The organism is Mesorhizobium atlanticum (genome assembly GCF_003289965.1).
GTDB classification, from domain to species: domain Bacteria; phylum Pseudomonadota; class Alphaproteobacteria; order Rhizobiales; family Rhizobiaceae; genus Mesorhizobium; species Mesorhizobium atlanticum.
Genome location: NZ_QMBQ01000005.1, coordinates 228,988 through 254,259, shown reverse-complemented (window position 1 = coordinate 254,259; position 25,272 = coordinate 228,988). Strand labels below are relative to the sequence as shown.

Genomic DNA, 25,272 nt, shown 5'->3' with positions numbered 1-25,272 from the left:
AAAGCTGGGCAATGATCTGTCTGGCCACGCTTTCGCCCGAGAGGCTGGCGCGCCCACAGGATTGCGGTCGGCCGCGCCCAGCCTATGTCGAAAGGAAATGGCGATCGCTGGTCCGGCCGCGGCGGCCGATGCGATCCACGCCTCGGGAGGAATGTGCGGTGGCTCGAAGCACCTTGCCGCGGCGCGTCCCGCGGAACCGGTGCCAACGATCGCGACATCAACATCCTTCATGAGGCAAGCCCGCCACACCTGATGCCCGATCGTAGGCAAATTGCCCTTCTTTCGCCAGTGTCGGGTGTCACGTCTCCGGCGAGGGCGGTGACAACCGGGCGTTTCGCTGGCAAATTCGCAACCGGGACGTGATTCAGGCAATTCAGGAGAACGAGATGGCATTTTTTGCCAAAGGAAGGATTTTCGCGGCGGCGTTGGTGGCGACGCTGGCGCTGGCGGCGGGCGCCGAGGCGGCTCCGAGCTGTGGCAAGAACGGCGCAGGCTTTGACGCCTGGAAACAGGATTTTGCCGGCGAGGCCAGAGCCGAGGGTGTCGGTCAGAGGGGCCTGTCCGCGCTGGCGGGTGCCACCTACGCCACCAGGACGATCGCCGCCGACCGGGCGATCCACAAGGCGTTCAGCGGCTCGGTCGAGAGCTTCATGCAGCGGCGCGGCGCATCCGCGATCATCTCTCGAGGCCGCGCGCTGAAGAAAGCAAACGCGGCGATGTTCGCCAATATCGAGCGCACCTATGGCGTGCCGCCGGGCGTGCTGCTCGCCATCTGGGGCATGGAAACCGGTTTCGGCGCCTCGATGGGGAACCAGAACACGGTTTCGGCGATCGTGACGCTGGCCTATGACTGCCGCCGCCCGGACTATTTCAGGCCGCATGCCATCGCCGCGCTGAAGCTTGTCGATCGCGGCGCGCTCAGCGCCTCCTCCGTCGGCGCCATGCATGGCGAGATCGGCCACACCCAGTTCCTGCCTGGAAACGTGCTGAAATACGGCGTGGGCAGCGGCAATTTGCGCGACCGCAACACGGCGCTGGCGTCGACCGCCAACTTCCTCAAGGCCCATGGCTGGCAGCCCGGCGCGAGCTACGAGGCCAATATGGGCGCGATCGCCGGCTGGAACTCGGCCAGCGTCTACCAGCAGGCCATCGCCCGCATCGCCGAGGCGATTGACGCGGACTGATGGACCATCTCCATTTCAACGAAAAGCCCGGCCAGTGCCGGGCTTTTTTGTTCACGGACCAAGTCAAGCTCAGTCGCTCGGAACCTGGAAGCTGCCATCAAACCGTTGCAGATACGGAAGTTTCCGCGGCGTTTGCGGAGCCGCCCTTGGCCTGCCTTCGACCACCGGCGGGACTCCTCCGGCAGCTCGAATTGGGGCAGCTCGAAATTAGCCGCCACCCAAGGGGCATTTCCGGGAAGCGGGAACCTCGAAGGTGCCGCTGAAAACATTTGAGCAGGTACGGAATTTGGGGTTCCGCGGCGCTGGGGTGGCCGCCTTTGACTTACCTTGCATCTCGATTTTGGACGGTTGGTCCAACTTTGCGTACCCGCTCAACGGGCATTTCTGGGAAGCAGGAATCTGGAAGCTGCCGCTAATTCCGTTGCAGGTACGGAATTTGGGGTTCCGTGGCGCGGAGGCCTGTGCGGCCGCGGCCGCCTTTGGCTTGCCCTTGATGACCATCCAGATCTCAGTCGGCTGGCTGAGCTGAATGGCGTTTACATCCGAGAAGCTGATGCGCCCGGTGCGCACGCCTTCGAAAATGCGCTGGCAAAAGATTGCCGGCACGCGGTCGAGCGATACGCCCATGAAAGAGGCGAGCTCGTGCTTGAACGTGATGTCCCAAACGCGGGCCGACGCTATGCATTTGGACATTTCGGAGTCAGCCTGCTTTGTAAGGGCCGACGCTGCCTGACAACTGATGGCAAATGCCGTTGCAGCCAACAGCAAGAGAATTCCATTCTTCAAGTTTAAGCCCCCTGCAATCTTTAAGGACAAAACGCCGTATTTCTGAAGCTGGCCTTCAAAACCCAATCACTCGGGCCGACCAGTTCTGGTCCAGTCACCCTCAATAGTGGGCGTAGCCGCTCAACGGGCATTTCTGGGAAATGGGAACCTGGAAGGTGCCATCAATACCGGTGCAGTTGCGGTACTTGGACGACCGCGGCGCCGAGGCCGGTTTCGAGCTGCGCCTGGTGTCCATTTGCGTCGGCTGGTCAGCATGCGCGTAGCCGCTTAGCGGGCATTGCTGGGAAAGGGGAATCTGAAACGCGCCGTCAAACCCGTTGCAGGTGCGGAACTTGGACGACTGCGGCGCCGAGGCCGGCTTTGCACTGCGTTGAGTGTCCATTTTTGTCGGTTGATCGGCATGCGCATAGCCGCTCAATGGACAATTCTGGGAAGCGGGAATCTGAAAGGCTCCGTCAAAGCCGTGACAGGTACGAAACTTGGACGCTGCCGCCGCCGCGGGTTGCGATGACTGGCATCCGCCAAAGACGACTGCAGCCGAAAGTAACAGAAAGATGGCATTTTTCATCGTCAACCCCCTATGTCCCACGACGGAACGTAGATGAAGTCGACAAAACATCAATGGGAATATAGCTGTACGGGGTATATTTTCTTATATTAGAGACCCAATAATAAAGGCCCGGCGAATTCGCCGGGCTTGCCGATCTCAAATGGGGCGAGTTTCCGCGGGCTGGATGTCAGCCCTTGCGGTTTCTCGCCGCCAGCGTCCGCAGCCGAAGTCCGTTCAGCCGGATAAAACCTTCGGCGTCTTTCTGGTCGTAGGCACCGCGGTCGTCCTCGAAGGTGACGAGCGCGTCGGAATAGAGCGTCTTCTTCGACTTGCGGCCGGTGACGATGACATTGCCCTTGTAGAGCTTCAGCCGCACCGTGCCTTCGACGTCTTCCTGGCTCTTGTCGATCATGGCCTGCAGCATGACGCGCTCGGGCGAGAACCAGAAGCCGTTGTAGATGAGCTCGGCATAGCGCGGCATGAACTCGTCCTTGAGATGCGCGGCGCCCCGGTCGAGCGTGATCGATTCGATCGCCCGATGAGCGGCAATCAGGATGGTGCCACCGGGGGTCTCGTAGACGCCGCGCGATTTCATGCCGACGAAACGGTTCTCGACGAGGTCGAGGCGGCCGATGCCGTTGTCGCGGCCGAGGTCGTTCAGCGCCGCCAGCATGGTGGCCGGCGAGAGCTTCTTGCCGTTGAGCGCGACCGGATCGCCCTTCAGGAACTCGATCTCGATCTCGGTGACCACATCGGGCGCATCCATCGGCGAGACGGTGCGCTGATGCACGAATTCCGGCGGCTCGCTCCACGGATCCTCCAGCACCTTGCCCTCGGAGGAGGAGTGCAGGAGGTTGGCGTCGACCGAGAAGGGCGCGTCGCCGCGCTTGTCCTTCGGCACCGGGATCTGGTGCTGCTCGGCGAAGTTCAAAAGATCGGTGCGCGACTTGAACGACCAGTCGCGCCAGGGGGCAATGACCTTGATGTCGGGGTTCAGCGCATAGGCGGACAATTCGAAGCGGACCTGGTCGTTGCCCTTGCCGGTGGCGCCATGCGCGATCGCGTCGGCGCCGGTTTCCCTGGCGATCTCGACAAGGTGCTTGGAGATCAGCGGCCGGGCGATCGAGGTGCCGAGCAGATAGGTGCCTTCATAGACGGCGTTGGCGCGGAACATCGGGAAGACGAAATCGGCAACGAATTCCTCGCGCACATCGACGATGCGGATGTCCTTGATGCCCATCATCTCGGCCTTGCGGCGCGCCGGCTCCAGCTCGCCGCCCTGGCCGAGATCGGCGGTGAAGGTGACGACTTCGGCGCCGAGCTCGGTCTGCAGCCATTTCAGGATGATGGAGGTGTCGAGGCCGCCGGAATAGGCGAGCACGACTTTCTTGACGTTCTTGATCTTGGACATTTCTGGCGGTTCCGCGGGAAAAAGGTTCGGGGGCGAGTATCACGCCGTTTCCGGGCGGCGCAAGAGACGAAGGTGCGACATGCTACGGCACAGGCTGGGCCAGATGTTTGCCAGGACAGACGCTGGCGCCGCGGAAAGCGCCGCATTATAGGGCTGCGCGATCCATCCGAGGCAAGCCATGTCCTTCATCCCCGACATTTCGACGCTCATCCAGTTCGCCATTGCCACAATCATCCTGGCGATCACGCCGGGACCGGACATGACGCTGTTCGTCTCGCGCACGCTGAGCCAGGGCCGTGCCACCGGCTTCGCCTCGATGGCCGGCGCGCTCACCGGCACGCTGATCCACACGACGCTGGTGGTGGTCGGCATCTCGGCGCTGATCGTGGCTTCGCCGATGGCCTTCTTCGTGCTCAAGATCTTCGGCGCAGGCTATCTGGTGTTCCTGGCCTGGCAGGCGATCGCCAAGGGCTCGGCGTTCTCGCCGGAGAAGAGGACGGGACCGCAGGTCTCCTTGTTCCGCAGCTGGGCGGCCGGGCTCGGCGTCAACCTGCTCAACCCCAAGATCATCCTGTTCTTCATGACCTTCCTGCCGCAATTCGTCTCCGCGCATGATCCGAACGCGTCCGGAAAGCTGTTCTTCCTCGGCATGATGTTCATCGCGTTGTCGATCCCGGTGACGGCGCCGATGGTGCTGGCGGCGGAAAAGTTCTCGGCGGCGATGAAGGCCAGCCCGCGCGTCACCCGCGTGGTCGATTATCTGTTCGGCGGCGTGTTCTCGGCCTTCGCGCTCAAGATCCTGACCGCGCAGGCGAAGTAAGCCCTTCTTCAGAATGTTCGCGCGGCCCGCGCGGCGCATCTCTTTTGATATTGCGACCGCAAATCGGCCTGCGTTAAGAACGCTGGAGGATTCGGGGGATTGCATGAAAACCATATTGTTGGCGTCAGCCGCGGCGTTCGGGCTGGTTGGCGGGGCTCATGCCCAGGACGCGTCCTACAACTGGTCAGGATCCTATATCGGTATCGAAGGCGGCTATGCCGGTTCCTCGGTCCACTTCGGCGCCGATGCGACCAATTTCGACGACACCTATCACAAGGACGGATATCTCGGCGGCATCTATGCCGGGCATGATTGGCAGAGCGGAAAGTTCGTCTATGGCGTCGTCGGCGATTTCGATTTCATCGGCATGCACGACACGGAATTCGGCCAGCTCGACTTTCTTGGCAAGGGCGAAACTTACACCTACGATGTCGACTGGGTCGCGACAGCGAGGCTGAGGGCCGGTTATACGCCGACCGATCAGCTCCTTGCCTATGTCACGGGCGGCGTGGCCGCCGGGCATTTCCAGGCGACTTCCTATAACCGTCCCTTCTTTCCGCCTGTCACTTCGACCTCAGACTTTTCCGGGGTGAAGGCGGGGGGCGTGATCGGCCTGGGTGCAGAATATGCATTCGCACGAAACTGGTCGCTGAAAGGCGAATATCTCCACTATGCCTTCGCAAAGATCGAACCAGGACCTGGTGGCACGGCCGGCGCGAGCTTTCGACCATCCCTCGACACGGTCAAGTTCGGTCTAGCGTACCGGTTCTAGAGCGCTTCACCGTTTCACGGAAACGGCGAACCGCTCTATCCCTTTGTTTTTACGCAATTCCGGACGGAAAACCGCTCACACTTTTCCTGGAATTGCCCTAATAGCCTTCAGGCCGGAACACCCGGGCCGGAGAACGGGCGGACCAGACCGGCCGCCTCCAACGCACGAATGCGTTCGTCATATTCCTCCAAGGTCAGCGCATAAAGCATCTGGTCGAGGCGCTCGCCGGTGCGACCATCTATGCGATGCGCTCGCAGCGTACCTTCGAGGCGCAGCCCGGAGCGTTCGCATACGGCGATCGCGGCTTTGTTCCGGGCCAAGGGCTGGAAGGTCACCTTCTCGAGTTTCCTTTCGCGAAAGAAATGCCGAAGAAGCACGGCCGATGCCTCGAAGGCCACATTCTTACCCCTGTTCTCCGGATCGCCGACGATCAGATGCAAAGAGCCGAGCCGGTGCCTGAGGTCGACTTCCATAACGGCCAGGCCGAGCGGCTGGCCGTGCGGCAGGCCGAGGATCGTCATGAGATTGCGCTTCAGATTGTCGAAGCTTGCGACATAAGTCCGGAAGGCATCGAGGCCCATCGCCTTTTGCGGCGCGTTCAATCCTTCCATCACAGCGGGATCGGTAAGCCAGGCCGCGATCTCGGTTGTCACGTCGGCCGGCCTGAGCGTGCGGATACGGATTTTGTCGCTCCACCGGTCGACGAAGACAGGCCTCAGTCCCTGTGCTGCAAGTGGGGTGACGAGGGGCTTGGCGCCCGGTTGCGGCATTTTAGGCATGGATACACTGATGCGAGAGCACGCAGCGCCGGTCAAGGCGGAGTCTACATCAAATCAGGCAAGTCCGGTCCCAAAAGCTCAGGGTTCAGGATCCGGCAACGGATCGCGGCGCCAGCTTCCGGCCCAGCGGCCGGCGAAGAGCCAGTAGAAGATGCCGCCGACCATGCCGGAGCCGATCAGCGCCAGCTTCACGCTGTTGTCGGTGACATCGAAGTCGCTATCGCCGATCCTGTGCGCGAAGCCGAGGAAGACGACGGCGACGACCGCGCCGCCGAGCGCGTAAAACAGCCAGTCGCGCCGGCCGAGCACCTCGGCGATCAAAATGACGACCGCCGCCGGCATGAAGGCGAAATAGGCGACGAACAGCGCCACGAACGGCACCGAGAAATAGAGCGCCGGCGCGATCGTCGGGTGGCCTGGCTCCAGCGCATAGCCGAAATGGCCGAGGAAAAGCGCGTTGAGGAAAGCGCTCGCCGCCAACGAGCCGACAATATAGCCGGCCAGGATGACGGCGAAGCGGACGAGATAGGCGATGATACGCCTCAAGCCTCGCCGTGCCCCGCGATCATCATGGCTTCGAGCGCGAGCCGGTCCACTTTCCGCATGCGCTCCGATTCCGACTTCAGCTGGCCGCATGCGGCGAGGATGTCGCGGCCGCGCGGGGTGCGGATCGGCGAGGCGTAGCCGGCATTGTTTATGTAGTCGGCAAACTTCTCGATCGTCTCCCAGTCCGAGCACTGGTAGTTGGTGCCGGGCCAGGGGTTGAACGGGATCAGGTTGATCTTGGCGGGAATGCCCTTCAAGAGCTTCACCAGCGCCTTGGCGTCGTCGAGGGAATCGTTGACGTCCTTCAGCATCACATATTCGAAGGTGATGCGCTTGGCGTTGGAGAGGCCGGGATAGGCCTTGCAGGCGGCGATCAACTCCTTCAGCGGGAACTTCTTGTTGATCGGCACGAGAAGGTCGCGCAAATCGTCATTGGTGGCATGCAGCGAGATCGCCAGCATGACGCCGATCTCCTCGCCGGTGCGGGCGATTTCCGGCACGACACCGGAGGTCGACAGTGTGATGCGTCGCTTCGACAGGGACAGGCCGTCGCCGTCGGAAGCGATCAGCAGCGCCTTCTTCACTGCCTCGAAATTGTAGAGCGGCTCGCCCATGCCCATCATGACGATGTTGGACACCTTGCGGCCCTCGGCCGGAACGATGGCGCCGTCCGGCGTGTCGCGGTCGGGGAAGTCGCCGAGCCGGTCGCGCGCGGTGAGCAGCTGCGCAAGGATTTCTTCCGTCGTGAGGTTGCGCACCAGCTTCTGCGTGCCGGTGTGGCAGAAGGAGCAGGTCAGCGTGCAGCCGACCTGCGAGGAGATGCAGAGCGTGCCGCGCCCTTCCTCGGGGATGTAGACGGTCTCGATCTCGACCGGGCGGCCGGCGCCGCGCGGCGGAAAGCGGAACAGCCACTTGCGCGTGCCGTCGGAAGAAATCTGCTCCTCGACGATCTCCGGCCGGGCGACGGTGAAATGTTTGTCGAGCGCGGCGCGCAGGTCCTTGGAGATGTTGAACATATGCGCGAAGTCGGAGACGCCGCGCACATACATCCAGTGCCAGAGCTGCTGGGCGCGCATTTTTGCCTGGCGCTCGGGCACGATGCCGGCGCCGACAAGGGCCTCGCCGAGCTCGGCGCGGGTCAGGCCGATCAGCGACGGCTTCTCGGTGGAGCGGGCGCGCAAGGCATCGCGGGCGCCTTCGGCGGTAAGATCAAGCGAAACGGTCATGGTGGCGCCAATATAAGCGATTTGCGGCCGATTTCAGCATCGGCCGGACAGGAAGCGCGGCGCATAGCACAGGTTGATGGCGGAGTCATGCGCTGGCCTTTCCTTGCCCCTTGTGGGGGAAGGTGGCCTCGCGAAGCGAGGTCGGATGAGGGGTGTTCCAGGGCATGCCGGCGTCTCACTCCGCTGGAACACCCCTCATCGGTCTCGGCGCTGCGCGCCGATCCACCACCCGGCCCTTCGCAGGCTCAGGGCGTTCGAAGCTCGAAAAGCCAAGCAATTGGCTTTTCGTCCGCTGCGCGGACCGCTTCTCACCCCACAAGGGGAAAAGGAGGAACCCGCGCCTGTCCCCGGGGCGCGATGCGGCCGGCTGCCGTCGTGAAACCCGATCACATATTCGTGTTGGCGTAACCAATCGAAACGCATCCGCGAACCTGAAAGGGGCGACCATGCCCCTCAACAATGGGAGTTGTTCAGATGCACTCGATCAAGTTCGCACTCATTGCCGGCCTCGCCGGTCTTTTGGCCTCGCAGGCCTTTGCCGAGGACACGATGGGCGCCATGACGATGATGAAGGGCGGCCAGGTGACCGCGATCATGCCGGACGGTCACATGGGCACCATGATGCCGGACGCCAAGATGAGCGCCGAAATGATGAAGATGGCCAAGCCGATCAAGCATTGCATGATGATGATCACCGACGCCAAGGGCAAGGCCTACATGATCGATACCTCGACCAAGAAGGCCCAGGCCGAATGTGAAAAAATGGCGATGTGACATCGCCCATCCCGCTTGCCGACCTCCCCGCCGGCCGGTACGCTGGCGGGTTATCCGATCAAACCTCCCCGATCACATCTGCTTGAGCGCCGTTCCTGGACGTTGCCGGCATAGCGTCAGGCTCGTCCTCGCGGGTTGATCGGCTCCGTCATTGTGCTAGGCCGGGCCTACCACCAAGAGGCTCGTCATGGCCGGCATATCCCGAAAATACCGGATGCTGCGGCGTTCCCACGCCATGTGGGTGTCGCGGCGCGTCTGGCAGCCGCGCCTGGTCTTCTGGGCCGGCGCCATTTCGATCGGCCTGATCAGCGTCCTGTTCGCCCTGCTCGCCGACCGGGCGCAAGCCCTGTTCCATGTCATGACGGGGACCGAGGACGGCTGGCGTTTCTATCTGCCCCTGGTCATGACGCCGCTTGGGTTCGTGCTCTGCGCCTGGCTGGCGCATTCCTTCTTCCCGGGGTCGCAAGGCAGCGGCATTCCGCAGGCGATCGCGGCGCGGCATCTGCGCGATGAGGACGATCGCAGCCGCATCCTGTCGCTCAGGCTGGTGGTGGGCAAGATCGCGCTCACCGTCGTCGGCCTCGCCTGCGGCGCCTCCATCGGCCGCGAAGGCCCGACGGTGCAGGTCGGCGCCTCGCTGATGCTGCAGGCGGCGCGGTGGGGCGGCATGGCGCAGGCGCGCGGCCTGATCCTGGCCGGCTCCGCCGCCGGCATCGCCGCCGCCTTCAACACGCCGCTCGCCGGCATCGTCTTCGCCATCGAGGAGATGGGCCGCGCCTATGAGGCGCGCACCAACGGGCTGGTGTTGACGGCGGTGATCCTGGCCGGCCTCGCCTCGCTGGGGCTGCTTGGCAACTACACCTATTTCGGCGTCGCCAAGGACACGGTCGCCTTCGCCACGGAGTGGCCGCTGGTGCTCGCCTGCGGCATCATCGGCGGCGGCGTCGGCGCGCTGTTCTCGCTCCTGGCGCTGAAGGTCATGCGCCGCATCCGGCGCTGGAACGCGCTGCAGCCGTTGCCGCGTGCGCTGGTCGTGGCGGCCGGCTGCGGGCTGGCCGTGGCGATGATTGGCGTCGCGTCCGGCGGGCTGACCTTCGGCACCGGCTATGCGCAGGCGCGCGGCGCGATCGAAGGCACGCCGCTGCCGGCCTTCTTCTTCGTCGAGAAATTCGCGGCCGGCCTGCTGTCGATGGTGTCGGGCATTCCGGGCGGCCTGTTCGCACCGTCGCTGGCGGTGGGCGCCGGCCTTGGCAGCACGCTCGGCCTGGTCTTCGGCACGGCCACGGGAACCGCGGCGCTGCTCGGCATGGCCGGCTATTTCGCCGGCGTCGTGCAGGCGCCGATGACAGCCTTCGTCATCATCCTCGAAATGACCGGCAACCACGACAATGTCATCGCGCTGATGTGCGCGGCGATGCTGGGCTACGGGACGGCACGGCTCATCTCCAACGAACCGCTCTACCATGCGCTGTCGCGTGTCTTCATCGCCGAGGCGATCCGGCGGCGCAGGGCGGAGGTTCCCGCGCAGGGCTGAGCGCCATTTTCAAACAAAAGGCCGGACTTGATGCCCGGCCTTGCGTCAGGTTCGAATGCCGTTCCTGCTTATTTGCACTTGGCGATCGAGGCGAGCGCGGCCGAGATGCCCTTCAGCGAGAAGACATAGGAGGTTGGGTTGCCGCGGCCCGACTTGGCCTGCACCTTCATGTCGGTGCCGGTCTTCATGGCGGCGATCAGCACCGGCTCTTCGGCGGCGTTCTCGACCCAGGCGGACTTGCCGCGGGTGAACATCGAGAAGGTCTTCTTGTCGATGGTGACGGTGGCCTTGGAGCCTTCCTGGAAATTGTAGCCGGCGATGAACTGCGGCTCGTAGGAGACCTGCTGCCCCGGACGTTGGCTGACGAAGAAGAACATGTCGCCATGGTCGAGCGACGGCGGCTGCTTGTCGGTCGGCACGGTCAGCACATAGCAGACCTTGCCGGCCTGCGACTGATAGCTGTAGGTGCCCCAGGCGTTGTGCTGGCCGATCTTGGTCGCCTGCTGCGCCAGCGCCGGCGCCGCGAAGGCGGCCGCCAGGACCAGGCTGGAAATTGTAGCAATCAATCCGCGCATCGTTCTTCCCGTATTCCAAATGGTGCGGAGGCGGGCCGCATGGCGTCCTGCCGTCGCTTCATTTTGATTTAATCAGGGTTACCAAACGGTGAATCGTCCTCGAGAAAAGGAACTCACCCCAGGAAACCGCCCACCCAGGGCACATCACGCCGAAGGGTTCGAGCGATGTGCTTTGGGTCTCTTTTCTTATGCATGTCGTTATCCCAAAACCGCTACGCACTTTTGGGGCGACATGCATTCACGCCACCGCCGTTGAAAGCGGCCGACGCGACGTCCCGGGCGGAGTTGGATGCCACGAAAACGGCAAGAGTTTGTCTTTCGCTCGCGCTGATTTTCGGTCGTGAAGCGGGCGGGATCAGCTCCGGTCAGCCAGCGCGTCCCGGGCGGCCTGCCGGTGGGCAGGCGTGATATGGGCGCTGACGGCGGCGATCGCCGCGGTCAGCACGGCGAGGTCGTCGGTATAGCCGAGGCCGACGACGAAATCGGGAATGAAATCGAACGGCAGGACGAAATAGCCGAGCGCGCCGAGCAGGGTGGCCTTGGCGCGCAGCGGCGTGTCCTTGTCCATGGCGCAGTAATAGGCGGCGACCACTTCGTCCATGAACGGGATCTGCCGCGCCGCCTTCTTGGCGGTGCGCCAGAACTTCTCGCGGACCTCGCCTTCGCCGGCGAGCTTGTCGCCGAAGCCGAAGAAATCGAAACCGGAATCTTGCGTCATCAATCGCTCCTTGGCGGCCGGGCGCATGGTTGCGTGCCGGCCCGCCGGCGGAAAATGTGGTGAAAGCGGGGGGCTGCTACAAGAGTTCAGGGGTTGGTTCCAGGAAATCGCAATCACCTGGCGTTTGGCAGCGATACGGGCTGCAGCATTCCGAATGCCGTGGGTGGGTGCAATTGGCAATCGCCGCAGGCTGGTGGTTGGCCGAGGCATCCTTCCGATCAGTGAAAATACCGGTTCATCCGCTTTGCCAGCTCGATGTCGAGCGCCGTCACGCCGCCTGCGTCATGGGTGTTCAGCGTCACGTCGACGGTCTTGTAGACATTGGACCAATCCGGATGATGATCCATCTTCTCGGCCGCCAGCGCCACACGGGTCATGAAGGCGAAGGCCTCGGAGAAATTCTTGAAGACGAAACTGCGCTTGATCGAGGCGCCGTCGGCGGCGAGCGACCAGCCGTCGAGCTCGGCCAGAGCGGCGGCGATCGCGTCCTTGCTAAGTTTTTCTCTCGTCATGATGATTTCCCGTGCTATCTCGAATTTGGCCCTCACCATAATGCAAGTCGCCCAAAGCTGCTTTGCGTTTTGGGCTTCCAAATGCACGAACGGCGCATATCGCATGAGCATAAAGCCCATAAATTCGGTTCTGTTCGTCTGCCTCGGCAACATCTGCCGCTCGCCGCTGGCCGAGGGCGTGTTTCGCACCGTCTGGGCCGAGCGTGGCCGGGGCCTCGATATGCTGCTCGATTCGGCCGGGACCGGTGGCTGGCATGCCGGCCAAGAGCCGGACCGGCGCTCGATCGCGGTTGCCGCAAGGCATGGCGTCGACATTTCGGGGCAAAGGGCGCGCAAGGTGCTGCCGGAGGATTTTGCGCGCTTCGATCTGATCCTCGGCATGGACCGGGCCAATGTGCGCGACCTCAAGGCGCTGGCGCCGCAGGCCGCGCGCGACCGCGTCCATCTCTATCTGGATTTCGCCACGGGAAAGTCCGCGGACGTGCCGGATCCCTATTATGACGGCGCCGAGGCCTTCGCCTCGGTCTACCGCATGATCCGCGAGGCGTCGGAGGCGCTGGCGAAGCGGCTCGAGGCGAGCGTTTCGCCGACCAGAGGCCAGGCTTCCTCGACGATGTAGGGGCCGCCGCCGACCGAATCGCGCGACGACATCAGGACGAAGCGGCCGACGCGGAAGGGGAGTGCTGCGAAATTGCCGCGCGCCGAAAGATATTGCGCGACATCGAGCGGGCTCGCATTGCGCAGGCGCGCCAGCGTCACATGCGGCGAGAATTTGCGCGGGTCGGCCGGCAGGCCGAGCCGCTGGCAGATGCGGTCGATTTCCCCCTGCAGCGCCGTCAGGTCCGGCGAGGCGGACACGCCGGCCCATACCGCATGCGGTTTCTTGCCGCCGAAGGCGCCGACGCCGGAGAGCGTCATCTGGAAAGAGGGGCGGTGAACCCTGTCGAGGGCGTTGGCGATCTCGTCGGCGACATGGCCTTCGACATCGCCGATGAAGCGCAGCGTCAGATGATAGTTTTCGACATCGATCCAGCGCGCTCCGGGCAGCCCGCCCCGGAGCAGAGACAAGGAGAGGGCGGCATCACGCGGAATTTCGAGGGCGGTGAAAAGACGTGGCATGTGAAGCCTCCTGTCCTCGAATCGAAACTCTCGGTCCTAGCGAATCATCGATGCAGGCGCGGGGCAAGCGGTTTGTTGTCCACAAAGTTTCCCCAGCGGGAAGCGTGACTTTTCGGTCTCACGACGCCCCGCCATTCGCGGCGATGGCCTTCTCGACCACGGGAAGGATGCGCTCGACCATGACGTCGACCCCCTTGGGATTGGGATGCAGGCCGTCTTCCAGCTGCAGTTCGGCGTGGCCGGCGACGCCGTCAAGGAAGAACGGATAGAGCGGAGCGCCGTATTTTTGGGCGAGCCGCGGATAGATGGCGTCGAAAGCCTTTTGGTAGTCGGCGCCGAGATTGGGCGCGGCGCGCATGCCGGCGAGCAGCACCGGGATCTTGCGCTGCTTCAGCTTGCCAAGCATCGCGTCGAGGTTCTTCTCAGCGATGTCGGGTGAAAGGCCCCGCAGCATGTCGTTGGCGCCGAGCTCGAGGATAACCAGCCTTGTGCCGTCCGGCACCGACCAGTCGAGCCGCGCCAGCCCGCCGCTCGAGGTGTCGCCCGACACGCCCGCATTGGCGACGGTGACGTCAAGGCCCTTCGCTTTCAAGGCTGCCTGCAGCCTGTCGGTGAAACCCTGGCCAGGGGCGAGACTGTAGCCCGCCATCAGGCTGTCGCCGAAGCCGACGATGGTGAAGGTGGCGGCGCGCGCCGACGAAATGGCGCCGCAAAGGCCAAGGAAAAGGATGAGGGCTGCGAAAACAACGGGGGCTGCGGCAAAACGATGTTTGAATGCCATGCGGCGAGCCCCATATGACCGGAACAACCCAAGGAAGGAGACACGGGCCGTCTCCTTTTTCCACATATAGGGCGCTTTTATTGTGACAGAAGCCGTCATCGCGCTGAGGGACGTATCGCTGACGCTCGGCGAGGGCGCGTCCTCCGTCCATGTGCTGAAGGGCGTGAGCCTCGACGTGGCGGCCGGGCAAGCCACCGGCATTGTCGGTCCGTCGGGCTCGGGCAAGTCCACACTGCTCATGGTTCTTGCCGGCCTGGAACGGGTCGATTCGGGCACGGTACGGATCGCCGGCGAGCTGATCAACGACAAAAGCGAAGATCAGATTGCTTCGTTTCGGGGGCGAAACATCGGCATCGTGTTCCAGTCCTTCCATCTCATCCCAAATATGACGGCGCTGGAGAATGTCGCGGTGCCGCTCGAGCTTGCCGGCCATGCCGATCCGTTCGGCGTCGCCGCGCGCGAGCTCGCGGCTGTCGGCTTGAGCGACCGTGTGACGCACTATCCCGGCGAGCTTTCCGGTGGCGAGCAGCAGCGCGTGGCGATCGCGCGGGCGCTGGCGCCGTCGCCGCGCATCCTCATCGCCGACGAGCCGACCGGCAATCTCGACCAGTCGACGGGAAAGCAGGTCGCCGATCTTCTCTTCGCCAAGGCGGCGGAACGCGGCATGACGCTGGTGCTGGTGACGCATGATCCGGCGCTTGCCGCGCGCTGCGCGCGCCAGGTGTCGATGCGTTCGGGGCGGATCGAGGACGCGCCGAAAGCCGTGAAGGTTCCCGCCTGATGCGGACATTGAAGCTCGCCATCCGCTTCTCGCTGCGCGAGATGCGCGGCGGCCTGTCCGGCTTCATGATCTTCCTGGCCTGCATCGCGCTCGGCGTCGCGGCGATCGGCGGCGTCAATTCGGTGGCGCAGGCGATCAGCGCCGGCGTCGCCAACCAGGGCCAGACGCTGCTTGGCGGCGATCTGCGCTTCCAGATCAACCAGCGCAGCGCTTCGGATGCCGAGCTTGGCTTCATCCGGAGCCTCGGCATGGTGTCGCTCAATTCCGGCATGCGCTCGATGGCGCGGCTGGAAGACGGCTCCGACCAGGCGCTGGTCGAAGCCAAGGCCGTCGACGACGCCTATCCGCTCTATGGCGCGCTGGAGACCGATCCGGCGCTGCCGAAGGAGCATTTGTTCGGCGAAAGGTCCGGCGTGTTCGGCGCCGCCGCGCCCGACCTGTTGTTCGAGCGGCTCAACCTCCATATCGGCGACAGGCTGAAGCTCGGCAGCGCCATTTTCGAGTTGCGCGCCAGGCTGGTCAGCGAGCCGGACGCGGTGTCGGACGGTTTCGGCTTCGCGCCGCGGCTGATGATCTCCAGCCAGGGCCTCGCCGCTTCCGGCCTGGTGCAGCCGGGCAGCCTGGTCGAGAACGCCTATAAGGTGCGGCTGCCGGAGGGCACGTCCGAGGCGCGGATCAAGGACATCCAGGCTCAAGCCGCGAAGGATTTCCCGCAGGCCGGCTGGTCGGTCCGCACGCGCAGCAACGCCGCGCCCGCGCTGTCCGCCAATATCGAGCGCTTCTCGCAATTCCTTACCCTGGTTGGCCTGACGGCGCTGGTGGTCGGTGGGGTCGGCGTGGCGAACGCCGTACGCGCCTATCTCGACGGCAAGCGCGGCGTCATCGCCACCTTCAAGAGCCTCGGCGCCTCGGGTGGCTTCGTCTTCACCGTCTATCTCGTCCAGATCCTTTTGATCGCAGGCCTCGGCATCGTGCTTGGGCTCATCCTCGGCGCCGCGATGCCGTTCGTGGCGAGCGCCCTTCTGCAATCCGTGATCCCAGTGCCGGCGCAGGGAGGCTTCTATCCTGGCGCGCTCGCCATGGCCGCGCTGTTCGGCCTGCTGGTGACATTGGCCTTCGCGCTTCTGCCGCTCGGCCGCGCCCGCGACGTGCCGGCGACCGCACTGTTCCGCGAGATGGGATTCGAGAGCCGCGGCCTGCCGCGTCTGCCCTATACGGGCGCGGCGCTGGCGATCGTCGTCGCGCTGGCGGCGCTGGCGATCCTCTCGGCCAATGACTACCGCATCGCCTCGATCTTCGTCGGCGCCACCGTCTTTGCCTTCCTGGTGCTGCGGCTGGTGGCGGCGCTGGTGCAATGGGCGGCCAGGAAGAGCCCGCGCGTGCGCTCGGTCTCATTGAGGCTGGCGCTCGGCAACATTCATCGGCCCGGCGCGCTGACGCCTTCGGTGGTGCTGTCGCTCGGGCTGGGGCTGACGCTGCTGGTGACGCTGGCGCTGATCGACGGAAATCTCAGGCGGCAGATCTCCGGCAGCCTGCCGGAGCGGGCGCCGAACTTCTTCTTCGTCGACATCCAGAGCGGCGACGTCGATGCTTTCGCCAGCCTTGTGGGCAAGGAGTCGCCTCGTGGAACGCTGGTCAAGGTGCCGATGCTGCGCGGCCGCATCATGGCGCTCAACGGCGTCGACGTCGACAAGGTGAAGATCCCGGCCGACGGCGCCTGGGTGCTGCGCGGCGACCGCGGCCTGACCTATGACGCCAGGCAGCCGGAAAACGCGACGCTGACCGAAGGCGCGTGGTGGCCGCAGGACTATTCCGGCGAGCCGCTGGTGTCGTTCTCGGCCGAGGAGGGCAAGGCGATCGGGCTGAAGCTCGGCGACAGCGTGACCGTCAATGTGCTGGGACGCAACGTCACGGCCAAGATCGCCAATTTCCGCCAGGTTGAGTGGGAGACGATGGGCATCAACTTCGTCATGGTGTTCTCGCCCAACAGCTTTGCTGGAGCGCCGCATGGCTGGCTGGCGACGCTGACCGACAAGCAAGCCTCCGCGGCCGATGACGCGAGGCTGCTCAACGCCGTCACCCGCGCGTTTCCGGCGGTGACGACGGTGCGCGTCAAGGACGCGCTCGACATCGTCAACCGGCTGGTGGCGCAGTTGGGCACGGCGATCCGCGCCGCCGCCGGCGTGGCGCTGATCGCCTCGGTGCTGGTGCTCTCCGGCGCTTTGGCAGCCGGCAACCGGGCGCGTATCCATGACGCCGTGGTGCTGAAGACGCTCGGCGCGACGCGACGAACGCTGATCGCCGCTTTCTCGCTGGAATATGTGCTGATCGGCCTTGCGACGGCGCTGTTCGCGCTGGCTGCCGGCGGCATCGCCGCCTGGTTCGTGGTCGCGCATATCATGACGCTGCCTTCGCACTTCATGCCGGAGGTGGCGGTGGCGACGATCCTGGTTTCGCTGACGGTCACCGTCGGCATCGGCCTTGCCGGCACCTGGCGGGTGCTCGGCCACAAGGCGGCGCCGGTTCTGCGCAACCTTTGACCGGTGGGGCTTCCGGCAGGCCGCCCGGTTAAATCTTTGTAAGAATGGCGGTAGGAAGGCCCGAAAACCGGCCTTTTGCTTTCTCACAAAGCGTTACCGCTCGTTACCGTCTTGTTCTTGACGTCGAGAACGCTCATATTTTGCGCAGGCATGCTGGAGCTCCGCCAGCGGCGCCTGGTCTCAAAAGACCTGTCACCGGACGGGGCAGAAGCAACAGAGGATTTCCAATGGCTGATCCCATTCGCAACTACCAGACGTCCGCCGCCCCCGGCGCGCGCGTCGATATCGATCAGGGCCTGCGCGCCTATATGATCAAAGTCTACAACCTCATGGGGCTTGGCCTGCTCATTACCGGCCTCGCCGCCTGGGGCGCGTTCCAACTCGCCATCACCGGCGATGGCCAACTGACCGGTTTCGGCCAGCTCATCTATGCCAGCGCGTTCCGCTGGGTCGTCATCCTGGCGCCGCTCGCCGCCGTGATGTTCCTGTCGTTCCGTATCCAGTCGATGAGCGTGGCGGCGGCGCAGACCACGTTCTGGGTCTATGCCGGCCTTGTCGGCCTGTCGCTGTCGACGATCTTCCTCGTCTACACCGGCACCAGCATCACCCAGACCTTCTTCGCCACGGCCGCGGCCTTCGGCGGTCTGTCGCTCTACGGCTACACGACAAGGCGCGACCTGTCGGCGTTCGGCTCGTTCCTGATCATGGGCGTGATCGGCCTGCTGATCGCGATGCTGCTCAACTTCTTCCTGCAGTCGTCGGCGCTCGCCTTCGCCATCTCGGCGATCGGCGTGCTGGTCTTCGCCGGCCTCACCGCCTACGATACTCAGCGGATCAAGGAGATGTATTTCGAGGGTGACGTCGCCGACGTCGCCGGCCGCAAGGCGATCATGGGCGCGCTGCAGCTCTATCTCGACTTCATCAACCTGTTCATGTTCCTGCTGCAGTTCATGGGCGACCGCCGCTAAGGGTGGTTACCCGGTCTCACTGGACCATAGAGTTGCAAAGGGCGGCCCAACGGCCGCCCTTTCCTTTTGCGCATGCCTCTGCTGTTATCGAGGCAGGAAAATAAACTGCATAGATTATGAGCAATATCGCGATCAGGGCCGCCACCGCGGCTGACCTCGACCGGATCACGGAAATCTATGCCGATGCGGTCGTCCACGGCACGGCGAGCTACGAGCTGGAGCCGCCCAGCCGCGCCGAAATGGGCAATCGATTCGACAATCTGGCGGCGGGAGGCTTTCCCTATCTCGTGGCGGAAAAGGACGGCTCCGTGCTCGGCTATGCCTATGCCGGACCGTTCCGGCCGCGTCCCGCCTACCGATTCGTCATCGAAGATTCGGTCTATGTCGCGCCCGAGGCCAGGGGGCAGGGCGTGGGCTCGCTGCTGATGCGGGCCTTGATCGAAACGGCGCGCGCTGCGGGCTTCCGCCAGATCATCGCGGTGATCGGCGACGGCCATGCCGACAGCGCTTCGGTGCGGCTGCACGAGAAGCTCGGCTTCCGTCATTCCGGGCGCCTGGAAGGATCCGGTTACAAGCACGGACGCTGGTTGGACACGGTGTTCATGCAGCTGCCGCTGAACGGCGGCGCCGCGCTGCCGCCGGATCCCGATTCGCTGCCGGAGCGGAGGTTTCGGGGGCTCAAGGGGAACTGAGGAATTGAAGAACTGAAGAACTGAAGAAAAACGACTGCCGCACCGGCGCGCCAAGCGCCCTTTTTCCTCAGTTCCTCAATTCTTCAGTTCTTCAATTCCTCTTCTCACGCCTCGACAACCTTCAGCTTGGCATCGAACACGCCGAGCACGCGGCCGAGTTCCTGGCCGCGCTTCAGGATGCGGCCGCCCGCCGCGATGACGGCGAATGCGCCTTGCCGACGCGCCAGCTTGGGGTCCTTGACGATCTGGAACAGCGGCACTTCGCTGGCCCGGCGAAAGACGGAAAAGACAGCGCGATCAGTAAGATGGTCGATGGCATAGTCGCGCCATTCATTGGCCGCCACCATGCGTCCGTAAAGCCTCAGGATCTGGTCGAGCTCGCGCCGGTCGAATCGCACCGGCTGGTCGAGGCGTGCGCTGCGCGCCTCGTGCAACGGGATCAATATTCCGGATGCTTCCCCATCCTCCATCCCGCCGCTGTGATCGGTCATGCCTCGATCCTTCGATTGAATCATGCGCCGGGCAAGGTTCGCGCTTTCAGGATCGAATTGCAAGGGCCAGCCAGGCATGCCTACGGTCGCGCGGTTTCCCAAACGTCCAGTCACGTTTGCGAAACACATGTTGGAATTGGTGATGCTCCGCCACAATCTCGCCACAAATAATCCGCGCTCATGCCCCAATGTCCGACGAGTTTACCGGCGTTGCCTGAGACGGTTCGGTCCGGCACCGGCTCGTAAACCCCAAGCCCCCCGCCCACGGGTCAGCGTCGGATCGAACCAACCTCGGTTTTTCCTTGGAAAAATCAGGTGCGACGATCCCAAAACCTGAATGACCGGCGTCAGAAGCAAGCTGACGCCGGTTTTTTATTTTTCCTTCTCCCACAAGGGAGAAGGGAAAAAGCTACAGCCGATCGGGCTTGTGGATGAAGGCGGCGCCGAGGATCGGCCCGGGCATGCCATCCTTGCCGACCGACTGCAGCAGCACCGCGCAGCCGCCCTTCTTGGCGATCTCGGTCATCGGCAATTCGTAACGCTGCGCCTTGCCGTGCCACATGCCGGCGGTCTGGATATCGGAAACGGCGTTCCAGTAGGTCAGGCTGCGGCCGCTGTTCTCGCCCTGGCCGATCTTCACCACCTGCGGCGGGTCGAAATAGACGATCACCACATGGGCGTCCGCCGGGCCGCCGCCGGCGTCGCCCGCGTCGATCATGACGCGGTCGCTGGTGCGGCTCACCTTGATGGCGACCCGCATGCCCTCGCCGGTTCTGTCCATGCGGGCGAGCGCGCCGTCGACGTCCTTGCGGCTGGCGCCATTGACATGGCTGCGGCCGTTGATGACGGCCTGCGGCGTGTAGACCGAGCGGCTGCCGAAGGCGCGCATGTAATCATACTGGCGCTCGGTGTTCTCCTTGGTGCTCAGCGTGTCCTGCCAACCGAGATAGTCCCAGTAGTTGACATGGTAGGCGAGCGCGATGATGTCGTCCTTGCCGGCGAGCTCGGCGAAGAACTCGTCGGCCGGCGGACAGGAGCTGCAGCCCTGGCTGGTGAACAATTCGACCACGCCCAAAGGCTTTTCGCTTTGCGGCTTGCCGGTCGCGGCCTTCTCGGGCTCGGCTGCAAGGCCCACGCCGCCCAACGCCGTCAGGGCCAGCGCTACTGCCGCAAGCCGCAATCGTCCTCGAAATGCCATGACTTTTCCAATTCCCGCCGGTGAACGCCGGCCTTGTTCTGATTGCTAAAATATGTGGCAGAAGCGCCAGTCAACGGGAAGTCACGTTGCGGTGAAATTTTGCTGTTGCAACCGCAGGTAAGAGGGCAATAGGAGAAGCCCTTGCATTTCACGGCGCGGTTCGATTCAGGAGCAGCATCCTCACCATGTGGCAAACTCTCCTGACCCCTGTCGATCTCTATTGCGAACGCACCGGACCTGGACTTTGGGCGGAGCCGGCCAATGCTTTGAGCAACCTTGCTTTCATTGCCGCGGGACTGTGGGGCGTCCGGCAAGTGCGGCGATATAAGACCGGCGCCTTCGCCGAGGTGCTGGCCTGGTGGGTGGTGGCGATCGGCATCGGCTCGACCGTGTTCCACACCTTCGCCAGCAAAGGCACGATCTGGGCCGACATCCTGCCGATCGCCGGCTTCACGCTGGCCTACACGCTGTTCAACCTGCGCCGTTTCCTCGGCATGTCATGGAGCAAGGCGATCCTCGTTTTCGTCGCCTTCTATGTCGTGGCCGGGCTGATCACCTTTGCCGTGCCTGACTGGCTGCGCATGGCCTCGAACGGCACCACAAGCTATCTGCCGCCTTTCCTTGCGCTCGCCTTCTTCGGGGTATGGATCGCAGCCACCGGCAACAGGGCCGGCTGGTACAATCTGACCGGATCGGCGATCTTCGTCGTCTCGGTCATCTGCCGCATGGTCGATCCGCTGGTCTGCGCCAGCTTCCCGCTCGGCACGCATTTCCTCTGGCACGTCTTCAACGCGCTGATGCTGGCGGCGCTGCTGGCGGCGACGGCGAGGTTTGGGAAGGTGAGGGCAGTAGTGAGTAGTGAGTAGTGAGTAGCGGTGCTTGTTCCCCTACTCACTAATTCACTACTCACTACTCCCTATTTTACGCGGCCAGATCGCGCAGCACGTATTGCAGGATGCCGCCGTTCTTGAAGTAGTCGAGCTCGTCCAGCGTATCGATGCGGCAGATGATCGGCACATTCTTCACCGTGCCGTCGCCATAGGTGATCTTGGCCACCATCTTCTGGCGCGGCTTGATCGCGTCCAGCCCGTCGATCTCGACCAGCTCGTCGCCCTTGAGGTTCAGCGAGGCCCATGAGGTGCCCTCCTCGAAGACGAAGGGGATGACGCCCATGCCGACCAGGTTCGAGCGGTGGATGCGCTCGAAGGACTGGGCGATGACCGCGCGGACACCAAGGAGATTCGTTCCCTTGGCCGCCCAGTCGCGCGAGGAGCCGTTGCCGTATTCGACGCCGGCGAAGATCACCAGCGGCACGCCTTCCTTCTTATACTCCATCGCGGCGTCATAGATCGACATCTCCTCCTTCGAGGGGTAGTGGATCGTGTAGCCGCCCTCGCGGCCGTTCTCGCCCAGCATGTGGTTGCGGATGCGGATGTTGGCGAAGGTGCCGCGCATCATCACCTCATGGTTGCCGCGTCGCGTGCCGTACTGGTTGAAGTCGGCCACGCCGACGCCATGCTCGGTGAGGTACTTGCCGGCCGGCGAGGCGGCCTTGATCGAACCCGCCGGCGAGATGTGGTCGGTGGTGATCTTGTCGCCGAAGAGGCCGAGCACCCGTGCGCCCTTGATGTCACCGACCTTGCCGAAGGCGCGGCCCATGCCGGCGAAATAGGGCGGGTTCTGCACATAGGTCGAGTGGTCGTCCCAGGCATAGGTCTGGCCTTCCGGCGCCTTGACCTTCTGCCAGTAGGCGTCGCCCTTGAAGACGTCGGCATATTTGCGGGCGAACAGCTCGCGGGTGACGTTCTTCTCGATGAACTCCTGGATCTCGGCCGAGGTCGGCCAGATGTCCCTGAGATAGACCGGCTTGCCGTCGCTGCCCTCGCCGAGCGGCTCGGTGGTCAGGTCCTTGGTCACCGTGCCGGCCAGCGCATGCGCCACCACCAGCGGCGGCGAGGCGAGGTAGTTGGCCTGCACATCCGGCGAGACGCGGCCTTCGAAGTTGCGGTTGCCGGAAAGCACCGCGGCGGCGATCAGGCCCTTGTCGTTGATCGTCTTGGAGATCGGCGCCGGCAGCGGGCCGGAATTGCCGATGCAGGTGGTGCAGCCGAAGCCGACCAGGTTGAAGCCGATCTGGTCAAGCTCCTTCTGCAGGCCGGACTTTTCCAGATACTCGGCTACCACCTGGCTGCCGGGGGCGAGCGAGGTTTTCACCCACGGCTTCTGCTTCAGTCCGACGCGGTTGGCGTTGCGGGCAAGCAAGCCGGCGCCGATCAGCACGCTCGGGTTCGAGGTGTTGGTGCACGACGTGATGGCGGCGATGACGACGTCGCCATGACCAAGATCGTGGCCGGTGCCTTCGACCGCATAACGCTTCGAGATCTCGGCGGCCTTCTTGTATTCGGTCTCCATCGCCTTGGCGAAGCCGGCCGGAACGTCCTGCAGGGCGACGCGGCCTTCGGGGCGCTTCGGCCCGGCCATCGACGGCACGACGTCGCCGAGGTCGAGCTCGAGCAGGTCGGTGAAGACCGGATCGGGCGAGCCGGCATCACGCCACATGCCTTGCGCCTTGGAATAGGCCTCGACCAGAGCGATGCGGCCTTCCTCGCGGCCGGACATGGTGAGGTAGCGGATGGTCTCACTGTCAACGGGGAAGAAGCCGCAGGTCGCGCCATATTCCGGCGCCATGTTGCCGATGGTGGCGCGGTCGGCCAGCGTCATGTTGGAGAGGCCGGGGCCGAAGAATTCGACGAACTTGCCGACGACGCCCTTCTTGCGCAGCATCTGGGTGACGGTGAGCACCAGGTCGGTGGCGGTGACGCCTTCCTTGAGCTTGCCGGTGAGACGGAAGCCGATCACCTCCGGCAGAAGCATGGAGACCGGCTGGCCGAGCATCGCGGCCTCGGCCTCGATGCCGCCGACGCCCCAGCCGAGCACGCCGAGGCCGTTGATCATGGTTGTGTGCGAATCGGTGCCGACGCAGGTGTCGGGATAAGCGACCGTCTCGCCGTCTTCCGAATTGGTCCACACGACCTGTCCCAGATATTCGAGGTTGACCTGGTGGCAGATTCCGGTGCCGGGCGGCACGACGCGGAAATTGCGGAAGGCCTGCTGGCCCCATTTCAGGAACTTGTAGCGCTCCTCGTTGCGCTCATATTCGAGCTCGACATTGCGGGCGAAGGCCATCGGCGTGCCGAACTCGTCGACGATGACGGAGTGGTCGATGACGAGGTCGACCGGCACCAGCGGGTTGATCTTTTCCGGATCGCCGCCGAGCGCCTTGATGCCGTCGCGCATGGCGGCGAGGTCGACCACCGCCGGAACGCCGGTGAAATCCTGCATCAGGACGCGGGCCGGGCGATAGGCGATCTCGACGCCGGCGGTGCCCTTGTCGGTCAGCCAGGCGGCGACCGCCTGGATCGATTCCTTGGTGACCGAGCGGCCATCCTCGTTACGCAGCAGGTTTTCCAGCAGCACCTTCATCGAATAGGGCAGCTGGGAAATGCCGGTGAGGCCATTCTTCTCGGCCTCAACGAGGTCGAAATAAACATAGTCCGCGCCACCTGCGGTCAGGGTGCGGCGGCAATTGAAACTGTCGAGGGATTTCGTCACGGCGATCCGTCCTTGTCTGTTCAGCCTGAAAGGGAACGGACGCCGTTGGCATGCAATCACGCGCAAAGGTGCGGGTACGGCCATTTCCGCTGTCCGCTCCCAAGCAACCCGAGCCGTTCAAGGCGGCGCGTGCGCTGGTTCGGCGCTAATCCTGTTCCCGCGCCGACCGCTGGCACGGATGATCCGCATATAGAGAATTTCCTGGAATAGTTCTAGACAGTCGAAAGACGAATTTGCGTGAGCCGGCGACGGCCGCGAAACGGTGCTTTCGGGACGGGCAAGAATGCGGCTGATCGCCGAAAATTTGGGCGGCGAGCGCGGCGGCGAGACGGTTTTCTCCAATATCGGCTTTGCGCTCGACCAGGGCGAAGCGCTCATCATCACCGGCCCGAACGGCTCAGGCAAATCGACGCTGCTCAGAATCGTCGCCGGTCTGCTGCCGGTCGCCAGGGGCAAGGTGCTGATCGAAGGCGGCGGCGAAGCTTTCCCGACGGTCGCCTCCGCCTCGCATTATCTCGGTCATCTCAACGCGATGAAGACGGCGCTCAGCGTCGAGGAGAATCTCGGCTTCTGGCGGGCGTTCCAGGGTGAGCCGGGGCTGGGCGTGGACGAGGCGCTGGAGACGGTGGCGCTCGCCGGCCTCGGGCATCTGCCGTTCGGCTACCTGTCGACCGGGCAAAGGCGGCGGGTGTCGATCGCCAAGCTTCTTGTCAGCAGGCGGCCGGTCTGGCTGCTCGATGAGCCGACGGCGGGGTTGGACAAGGCCTCGGAGGAGCGGTTCGCGGGGCTGATGCGGGGGCATCTCGAGGATGGGGGGATCGTGGTAGCGGCGACGCATCTGCCGCTGGGGTTGGAGGGGGCGCGCGAGCTGCAAATGAGGGTAGCCGGTTGATGTTTGCGCCA

The 25,272-nt window shown here is 63.9% G+C and carries 26 protein-coding genes; 12 read left to right on the top strand and 14 right to left on the bottom strand.

Annotation, left to right across the window (positions count from 1 at the left end; all coding sequences use genetic code 11):
* Positions 1-386 precede the first annotated feature (386 nt).
* The gene (locus DPM35_RS18605; RefSeq protein WP_112128732.1) at positions 387-1,184 is read left to right on the top strand and encodes a lytic murein transglycosylase; all 798 of its coding nucleotides are present in this window, start codon (positions 387-389) and stop codon (positions 1,182-1,184) included.
* 207 nt (positions 1,185-1,391) lie between these two features.
* Here DPM35_RS18605 and DPM35_RS32455 read toward each other — a convergent pair whose 3' ends face one another.
* From DPM35_RS32455 to DPM35_RS18585, 3 genes are all read right to left on the bottom strand, one after another.
* Positions 1,392-2,036 (bottom strand): hypothetical protein, encoded by a 645-nt coding sequence (locus DPM35_RS32455; protein WP_181592065.1) that lies wholly within the window; start codon positions 2,034-2,036, stop codon positions 1,392-1,394.
* A gap of 34 nt (positions 2,037-2,070) precedes the next feature.
* Positions 2,071-2,538 carry a hypothetical protein gene (locus DPM35_RS18590; RefSeq protein ID WP_112129093.1) on the bottom strand — a complete coding sequence of 156 codons (468 nt, stop codon included), beginning with the start codon at positions 2,536-2,538 and terminating at the stop codon, positions 2,071-2,073.
* A 169-nt stretch (positions 2,539-2,707) separates the two neighbouring features.
* Complete coding sequence (locus DPM35_RS18585; RefSeq protein ID WP_112128730.1) at positions 2,708-3,931, bottom strand: argininosuccinate synthase; 1,224 nt, start codon at positions 3,929-3,931, stop codon at positions 2,708-2,710.
* 178 nt (positions 3,932-4,109) lie between these two features.
* On the opposite strand from DPM35_RS18585, the gene DPM35_RS18580 reads away from it, so the two are divergent.
* Both DPM35_RS18580 and DPM35_RS18575 read left to right on the top strand, forming a co-directional pair.
* Positions 4,110-4,751 (top strand): LysE family translocator, encoded by a 642-nt coding sequence (locus tag DPM35_RS18580; protein ID WP_112128729.1) that lies wholly within the window; start codon positions 4,110-4,112, stop codon positions 4,749-4,751.
* Between the two features lie 13 nt (positions 4,752-4,764).
* Complete coding sequence (locus DPM35_RS18575; RefSeq protein ID WP_112128728.1) at positions 4,765-5,523, top strand: outer membrane protein; 759 nt, start codon at positions 4,765-4,767, stop codon at positions 5,521-5,523.
* A 107-nt stretch (positions 5,524-5,630) separates the two neighbouring features.
* Here the strand turns inward: DPM35_RS18575 and DPM35_RS18570 are convergent, their stop codons facing one another.
* The 3 genes from DPM35_RS18570 to rlmN form a co-directional block, all read right to left on the bottom strand.
* The gene (locus DPM35_RS18570) at positions 5,631-6,302 is read right to left on the bottom strand and encodes a GNAT family N-acetyltransferase (protein ID WP_112128727.1); all 672 of its coding nucleotides are present in this window, start codon (positions 6,300-6,302) and stop codon (positions 5,631-5,633) included.
* A gap of 78 nt (positions 6,303-6,380) precedes the next feature.
* On the bottom strand, positions 6,381-6,848 hold the full coding sequence (locus DPM35_RS18565; protein ID WP_112128726.1) for a hypothetical protein: 468 nt from the start codon (positions 6,846-6,848) through the stop codon (positions 6,381-6,383).
* Positions 6,845-8,074, bottom strand: coding sequence for a dual-specificity RNA methyltransferase RlmN (rlmN, locus tag DPM35_RS18560; protein ID WP_112128725.1), 1,230 nt, complete (start codon positions 8,072-8,074; stop codon positions 6,845-6,847). The genes DPM35_RS18565 and rlmN overlap by 4 nt, the downstream gene beginning before the upstream one ends.
* Positions 8,075-8,548: 474 nt before the next feature.
* Here rlmN and DPM35_RS18555 point away from each other — a divergent pair, with 474 nt between their 5' ends.
* Together DPM35_RS18555 and DPM35_RS18550 are read left to right on the top strand one after the other, a co-directional pair.
* Positions 8,549-8,848, top strand: coding sequence for a hypothetical protein (locus DPM35_RS18555; protein WP_112128724.1), 300 nt, complete (start codon positions 8,549-8,551; stop codon positions 8,846-8,848).
* Positions 8,849-9,035: 187 nt separating this feature from the next.
* Positions 9,036-10,382, top strand: a complete 1,347-nt coding sequence (locus DPM35_RS18550) for a chloride channel protein (protein ID WP_112128723.1) — start codon at positions 9,036-9,038, stop codon at positions 10,380-10,382.
* A gap of 68 nt (positions 10,383-10,450) precedes the next feature.
* Here the strand turns inward: DPM35_RS18550 and DPM35_RS18545 are convergent, their stop codons facing one another.
* From DPM35_RS18545 to DPM35_RS18535, 3 genes are all read right to left on the bottom strand, one after another.
* Positions 10,451-10,957: an invasion associated locus B family protein gene (locus DPM35_RS18545; RefSeq protein WP_112128722.1), complete on the bottom strand. Its 507-nt coding sequence runs from the start codon at positions 10,955-10,957 to the stop codon at positions 10,451-10,453.
* Positions 10,958-11,312: 355 nt separating this feature from the next.
* Positions 11,313-11,675 (bottom strand): YkvA family protein, encoded by a 363-nt coding sequence (locus DPM35_RS18540; protein ID WP_112129092.1) that lies wholly within the window; start codon positions 11,673-11,675, stop codon positions 11,313-11,315.
* Positions 11,676-11,893: 218 nt separating this feature from the next.
* On the bottom strand, positions 11,894-12,187 hold the full coding sequence (locus tag DPM35_RS18535; RefSeq protein WP_112129091.1) for a 4a-hydroxytetrahydrobiopterin dehydratase: 294 nt from the start codon (positions 12,185-12,187) through the stop codon (positions 11,894-11,896).
* Between the two features lie 103 nt (positions 12,188-12,290).
* Here DPM35_RS18535 and DPM35_RS18530 point away from each other — a divergent pair, with 103 nt between their 5' ends.
* On the top strand, positions 12,291-12,806 hold the full coding sequence (locus tag DPM35_RS18530) for a low molecular weight protein-tyrosine-phosphatase (protein WP_112129090.1): 516 nt from the start codon (positions 12,291-12,293) through the stop codon (positions 12,804-12,806).
* Here DPM35_RS18530 and thpR read toward each other — a convergent pair.
* Both thpR and DPM35_RS18520 read right to left on the bottom strand, forming a co-directional pair.
* Complete coding sequence (thpR, locus tag DPM35_RS18525) at positions 12,713-13,306, bottom strand: RNA 2',3'-cyclic phosphodiesterase (protein ID WP_095820315.1); 594 nt, start codon at positions 13,304-13,306, stop codon at positions 12,713-12,715. The two genes, DPM35_RS18530 and thpR, sit on opposite strands and share 94 nt — an antisense overlap.
* Before the next feature lie 118 nt (positions 13,307-13,424).
* Positions 13,425-14,087: an arylesterase gene (locus DPM35_RS18520; protein WP_112128721.1), complete on the bottom strand. Its 663-nt coding sequence runs from the start codon at positions 14,085-14,087 to the stop codon at positions 13,425-13,427.
* Between the two features lie 82 nt (positions 14,088-14,169).
* On the opposite strand from DPM35_RS18520, the gene DPM35_RS18515 reads away from it, so the two are divergent.
* The 4 genes from DPM35_RS18515 to DPM35_RS18500 all read left to right on the top strand — a co-directional run bounded on the left by DPM35_RS18515 (position 14,170) and on the right by DPM35_RS18500 (position 19,068).
* On the top strand, positions 14,170-14,868 hold the full coding sequence (locus DPM35_RS18515; protein ID WP_112128720.1) for an ABC transporter ATP-binding protein: 699 nt from the start codon (positions 14,170-14,172) through the stop codon (positions 14,866-14,868).
* Entirely contained in the window at positions 14,868-17,408 is a 2,541-nt protein-coding gene (locus tag DPM35_RS18510; RefSeq protein WP_112128719.1) for an ABC transporter permease, read from the top strand. The genes DPM35_RS18515 and DPM35_RS18510 overlap by 1 nt, the downstream gene beginning before the upstream one ends.
* Positions 17,409-17,635: 227 nt before the next feature.
* A complete protein-coding gene (locus tag DPM35_RS18505) occupies positions 17,636-18,376 on the top strand; it encodes a Bax inhibitor-1/YccA family protein (RefSeq protein WP_112128718.1) in 741 nt (246 codons plus the stop codon).
* Between the two features lie 116 nt (positions 18,377-18,492).
* Positions 18,493-19,068: a GNAT family N-acetyltransferase gene (locus tag DPM35_RS18500; protein WP_112128717.1), complete on the top strand. Its 576-nt coding sequence runs from the start codon at positions 18,493-18,495 to the stop codon at positions 19,066-19,068.
* Between the two features lie 104 nt (positions 19,069-19,172).
* On the opposite strand, the gene DPM35_RS18495 is transcribed toward DPM35_RS18500, so the two are convergent.
* The gene (locus DPM35_RS18495) at positions 19,173-19,559 is read right to left on the bottom strand and encodes a DUF2794 domain-containing protein (RefSeq protein ID WP_112129089.1); all 387 of its coding nucleotides are present in this window, start codon (positions 19,557-19,559) and stop codon (positions 19,173-19,175) included.
* 409 nt (positions 19,560-19,968) lie between these two features.
* Positions 19,969-20,757: a DUF1223 domain-containing protein gene (locus DPM35_RS18490; protein ID WP_112128716.1), complete on the bottom strand. Its 789-nt coding sequence runs from the start codon at positions 20,755-20,757 to the stop codon at positions 19,969-19,971.
* 185 nt (positions 20,758-20,942) lie between these two features.
* Between DPM35_RS18490 and DPM35_RS18485 the strand changes: the two genes are divergently transcribed.
* Positions 20,943-21,623 (top strand): ceramidase domain-containing protein, encoded by a 681-nt coding sequence (locus DPM35_RS18485; protein WP_112128715.1) that lies wholly within the window; start codon positions 20,943-20,945, stop codon positions 21,621-21,623.
* A 55-nt stretch (positions 21,624-21,678) separates the two neighbouring features.
* On the opposite strand, the gene acnA is transcribed toward DPM35_RS18485, so the two are convergent.
* Complete coding sequence (gene acnA / locus DPM35_RS18480; RefSeq protein WP_112129088.1) at positions 21,679-24,369, bottom strand: aconitate hydratase AcnA; 2,691 nt, start codon at positions 24,367-24,369, stop codon at positions 21,679-21,681.
* Positions 24,370-24,652: 283 nt separating this feature from the next.
* Between acnA and ccmA the strand changes: the two genes are divergently transcribed.
* Complete coding sequence (gene ccmA, locus DPM35_RS18475; protein ID WP_112128714.1) at positions 24,653-25,261, top strand: heme ABC exporter ATP-binding protein CcmA; 609 nt, start codon at positions 24,653-24,655, stop codon at positions 25,259-25,261.
* The last annotated feature ends 11 nt before the right edge of the window (positions 25,262-25,272 follow it).

Excerpts from the sequence above, each read along its gene's own strand:
- DPM35_RS18605 (WP_112128732.1), top strand. The coding sequence starts at position 387 with ATGGCATTTTTTGCCAAAGGAAGGATTTTCGCGGCGGCGTTGGTGGCG.
- DPM35_RS18590 (WP_112129093.1), bottom strand. The coding sequence starts at position 2,538 with ATGAAAAATGCCATCTTTCTGTTACTTTCGGCTGCAGTCGTCTTTGGC.
- DPM35_RS18585 (WP_112128730.1), bottom strand. The coding sequence starts at position 3,931 with ATGTCCAAGATCAAGAACGTCAAGAAAGTCGTGCTCGCCTATTCCGGC.
- DPM35_RS18580 (WP_112128729.1), top strand. The coding sequence starts at position 4,110 with ATGTCCTTCATCCCCGACATTTCGACGCTCATCCAGTTCGCCATTGCC.
- DPM35_RS18575 (WP_112128728.1), top strand. The coding sequence starts at position 4,765 with ATGTTCGCGCGGCCCGCGCGGCGCATCTCTTTTGATATTGCGACCGCA.
- DPM35_RS18570 (WP_112128727.1), bottom strand. The coding sequence starts at position 6,302 with ATGCCTAAAATGCCGCAACCGGGCGCCAAGCCCCTCGTCACCCCACTT.
- rlmN (WP_112128725.1), bottom strand. The coding sequence starts at position 8,074 with ATGACCGTTTCGCTTGATCTTACCGCCGAAGGCGCCCGCGATGCCTTG.
- DPM35_RS18555 (WP_112128724.1), top strand. The coding sequence starts at position 8,549 with ATGCACTCGATCAAGTTCGCACTCATTGCCGGCCTCGCCGGTCTTTTG.
- DPM35_RS18550 (WP_112128723.1), top strand. The coding sequence starts at position 9,036 with ATGGCCGGCATATCCCGAAAATACCGGATGCTGCGGCGTTCCCACGCC.
- DPM35_RS18545 (WP_112128722.1), bottom strand. The coding sequence starts at position 10,957 with ATGCGCGGATTGATTGCTACAATTTCCAGCCTGGTCCTGGCGGCCGCC.
- DPM35_RS18540 (WP_112129092.1), bottom strand. The coding sequence starts at position 11,675 with ATGACGCAAGATTCCGGTTTCGATTTCTTCGGCTTCGGCGACAAGCTC.
- DPM35_RS18535 (WP_112129091.1), bottom strand. The coding sequence starts at position 12,187 with ATGACGAGAGAAAAACTTAGCAAGGACGCGATCGCCGCCGCTCTGGCC.
- DPM35_RS18530 (WP_112129090.1), top strand. The coding sequence starts at position 12,291 with ATGAGCATAAAGCCCATAAATTCGGTTCTGTTCGTCTGCCTCGGCAAC.
- thpR (WP_095820315.1), bottom strand. The coding sequence starts at position 13,306 with ATGCCACGTCTTTTCACCGCCCTCGAAATTCCGCGTGATGCCGCCCTC.
- DPM35_RS18520 (WP_112128721.1), bottom strand. The coding sequence starts at position 14,087 with ATGGCATTCAAACATCGTTTTGCCGCAGCCCCCGTTGTTTTCGCAGCC.
- DPM35_RS18510 (WP_112128719.1), top strand. The coding sequence starts at position 14,868 with ATGCGGACATTGAAGCTCGCCATCCGCTTCTCGCTGCGCGAGATGCGC.
- DPM35_RS18505 (WP_112128718.1), top strand. The coding sequence starts at position 17,636 with ATGGCTGATCCCATTCGCAACTACCAGACGTCCGCCGCCCCCGGCGCG.
- DPM35_RS18500 (WP_112128717.1), top strand. The coding sequence starts at position 18,493 with ATGAGCAATATCGCGATCAGGGCCGCCACCGCGGCTGACCTCGACCGG.
- DPM35_RS18495 (WP_112129089.1), bottom strand. The coding sequence starts at position 19,559 with ATGACCGATCACAGCGGCGGGATGGAGGATGGGGAAGCATCCGGAATA.
- DPM35_RS18490 (WP_112128716.1), bottom strand. The coding sequence starts at position 20,757 with ATGGCATTTCGAGGACGATTGCGGCTTGCGGCAGTAGCGCTGGCCCTG.
- DPM35_RS18485 (WP_112128715.1), top strand. The coding sequence starts at position 20,943 with ATGTGGCAAACTCTCCTGACCCCTGTCGATCTCTATTGCGAACGCACC.
- ccmA (WP_112128714.1), top strand. The coding sequence starts at position 24,653 with ATGCGGCTGATCGCCGAAAATTTGGGCGGCGAGCGCGGCGGCGAGACG.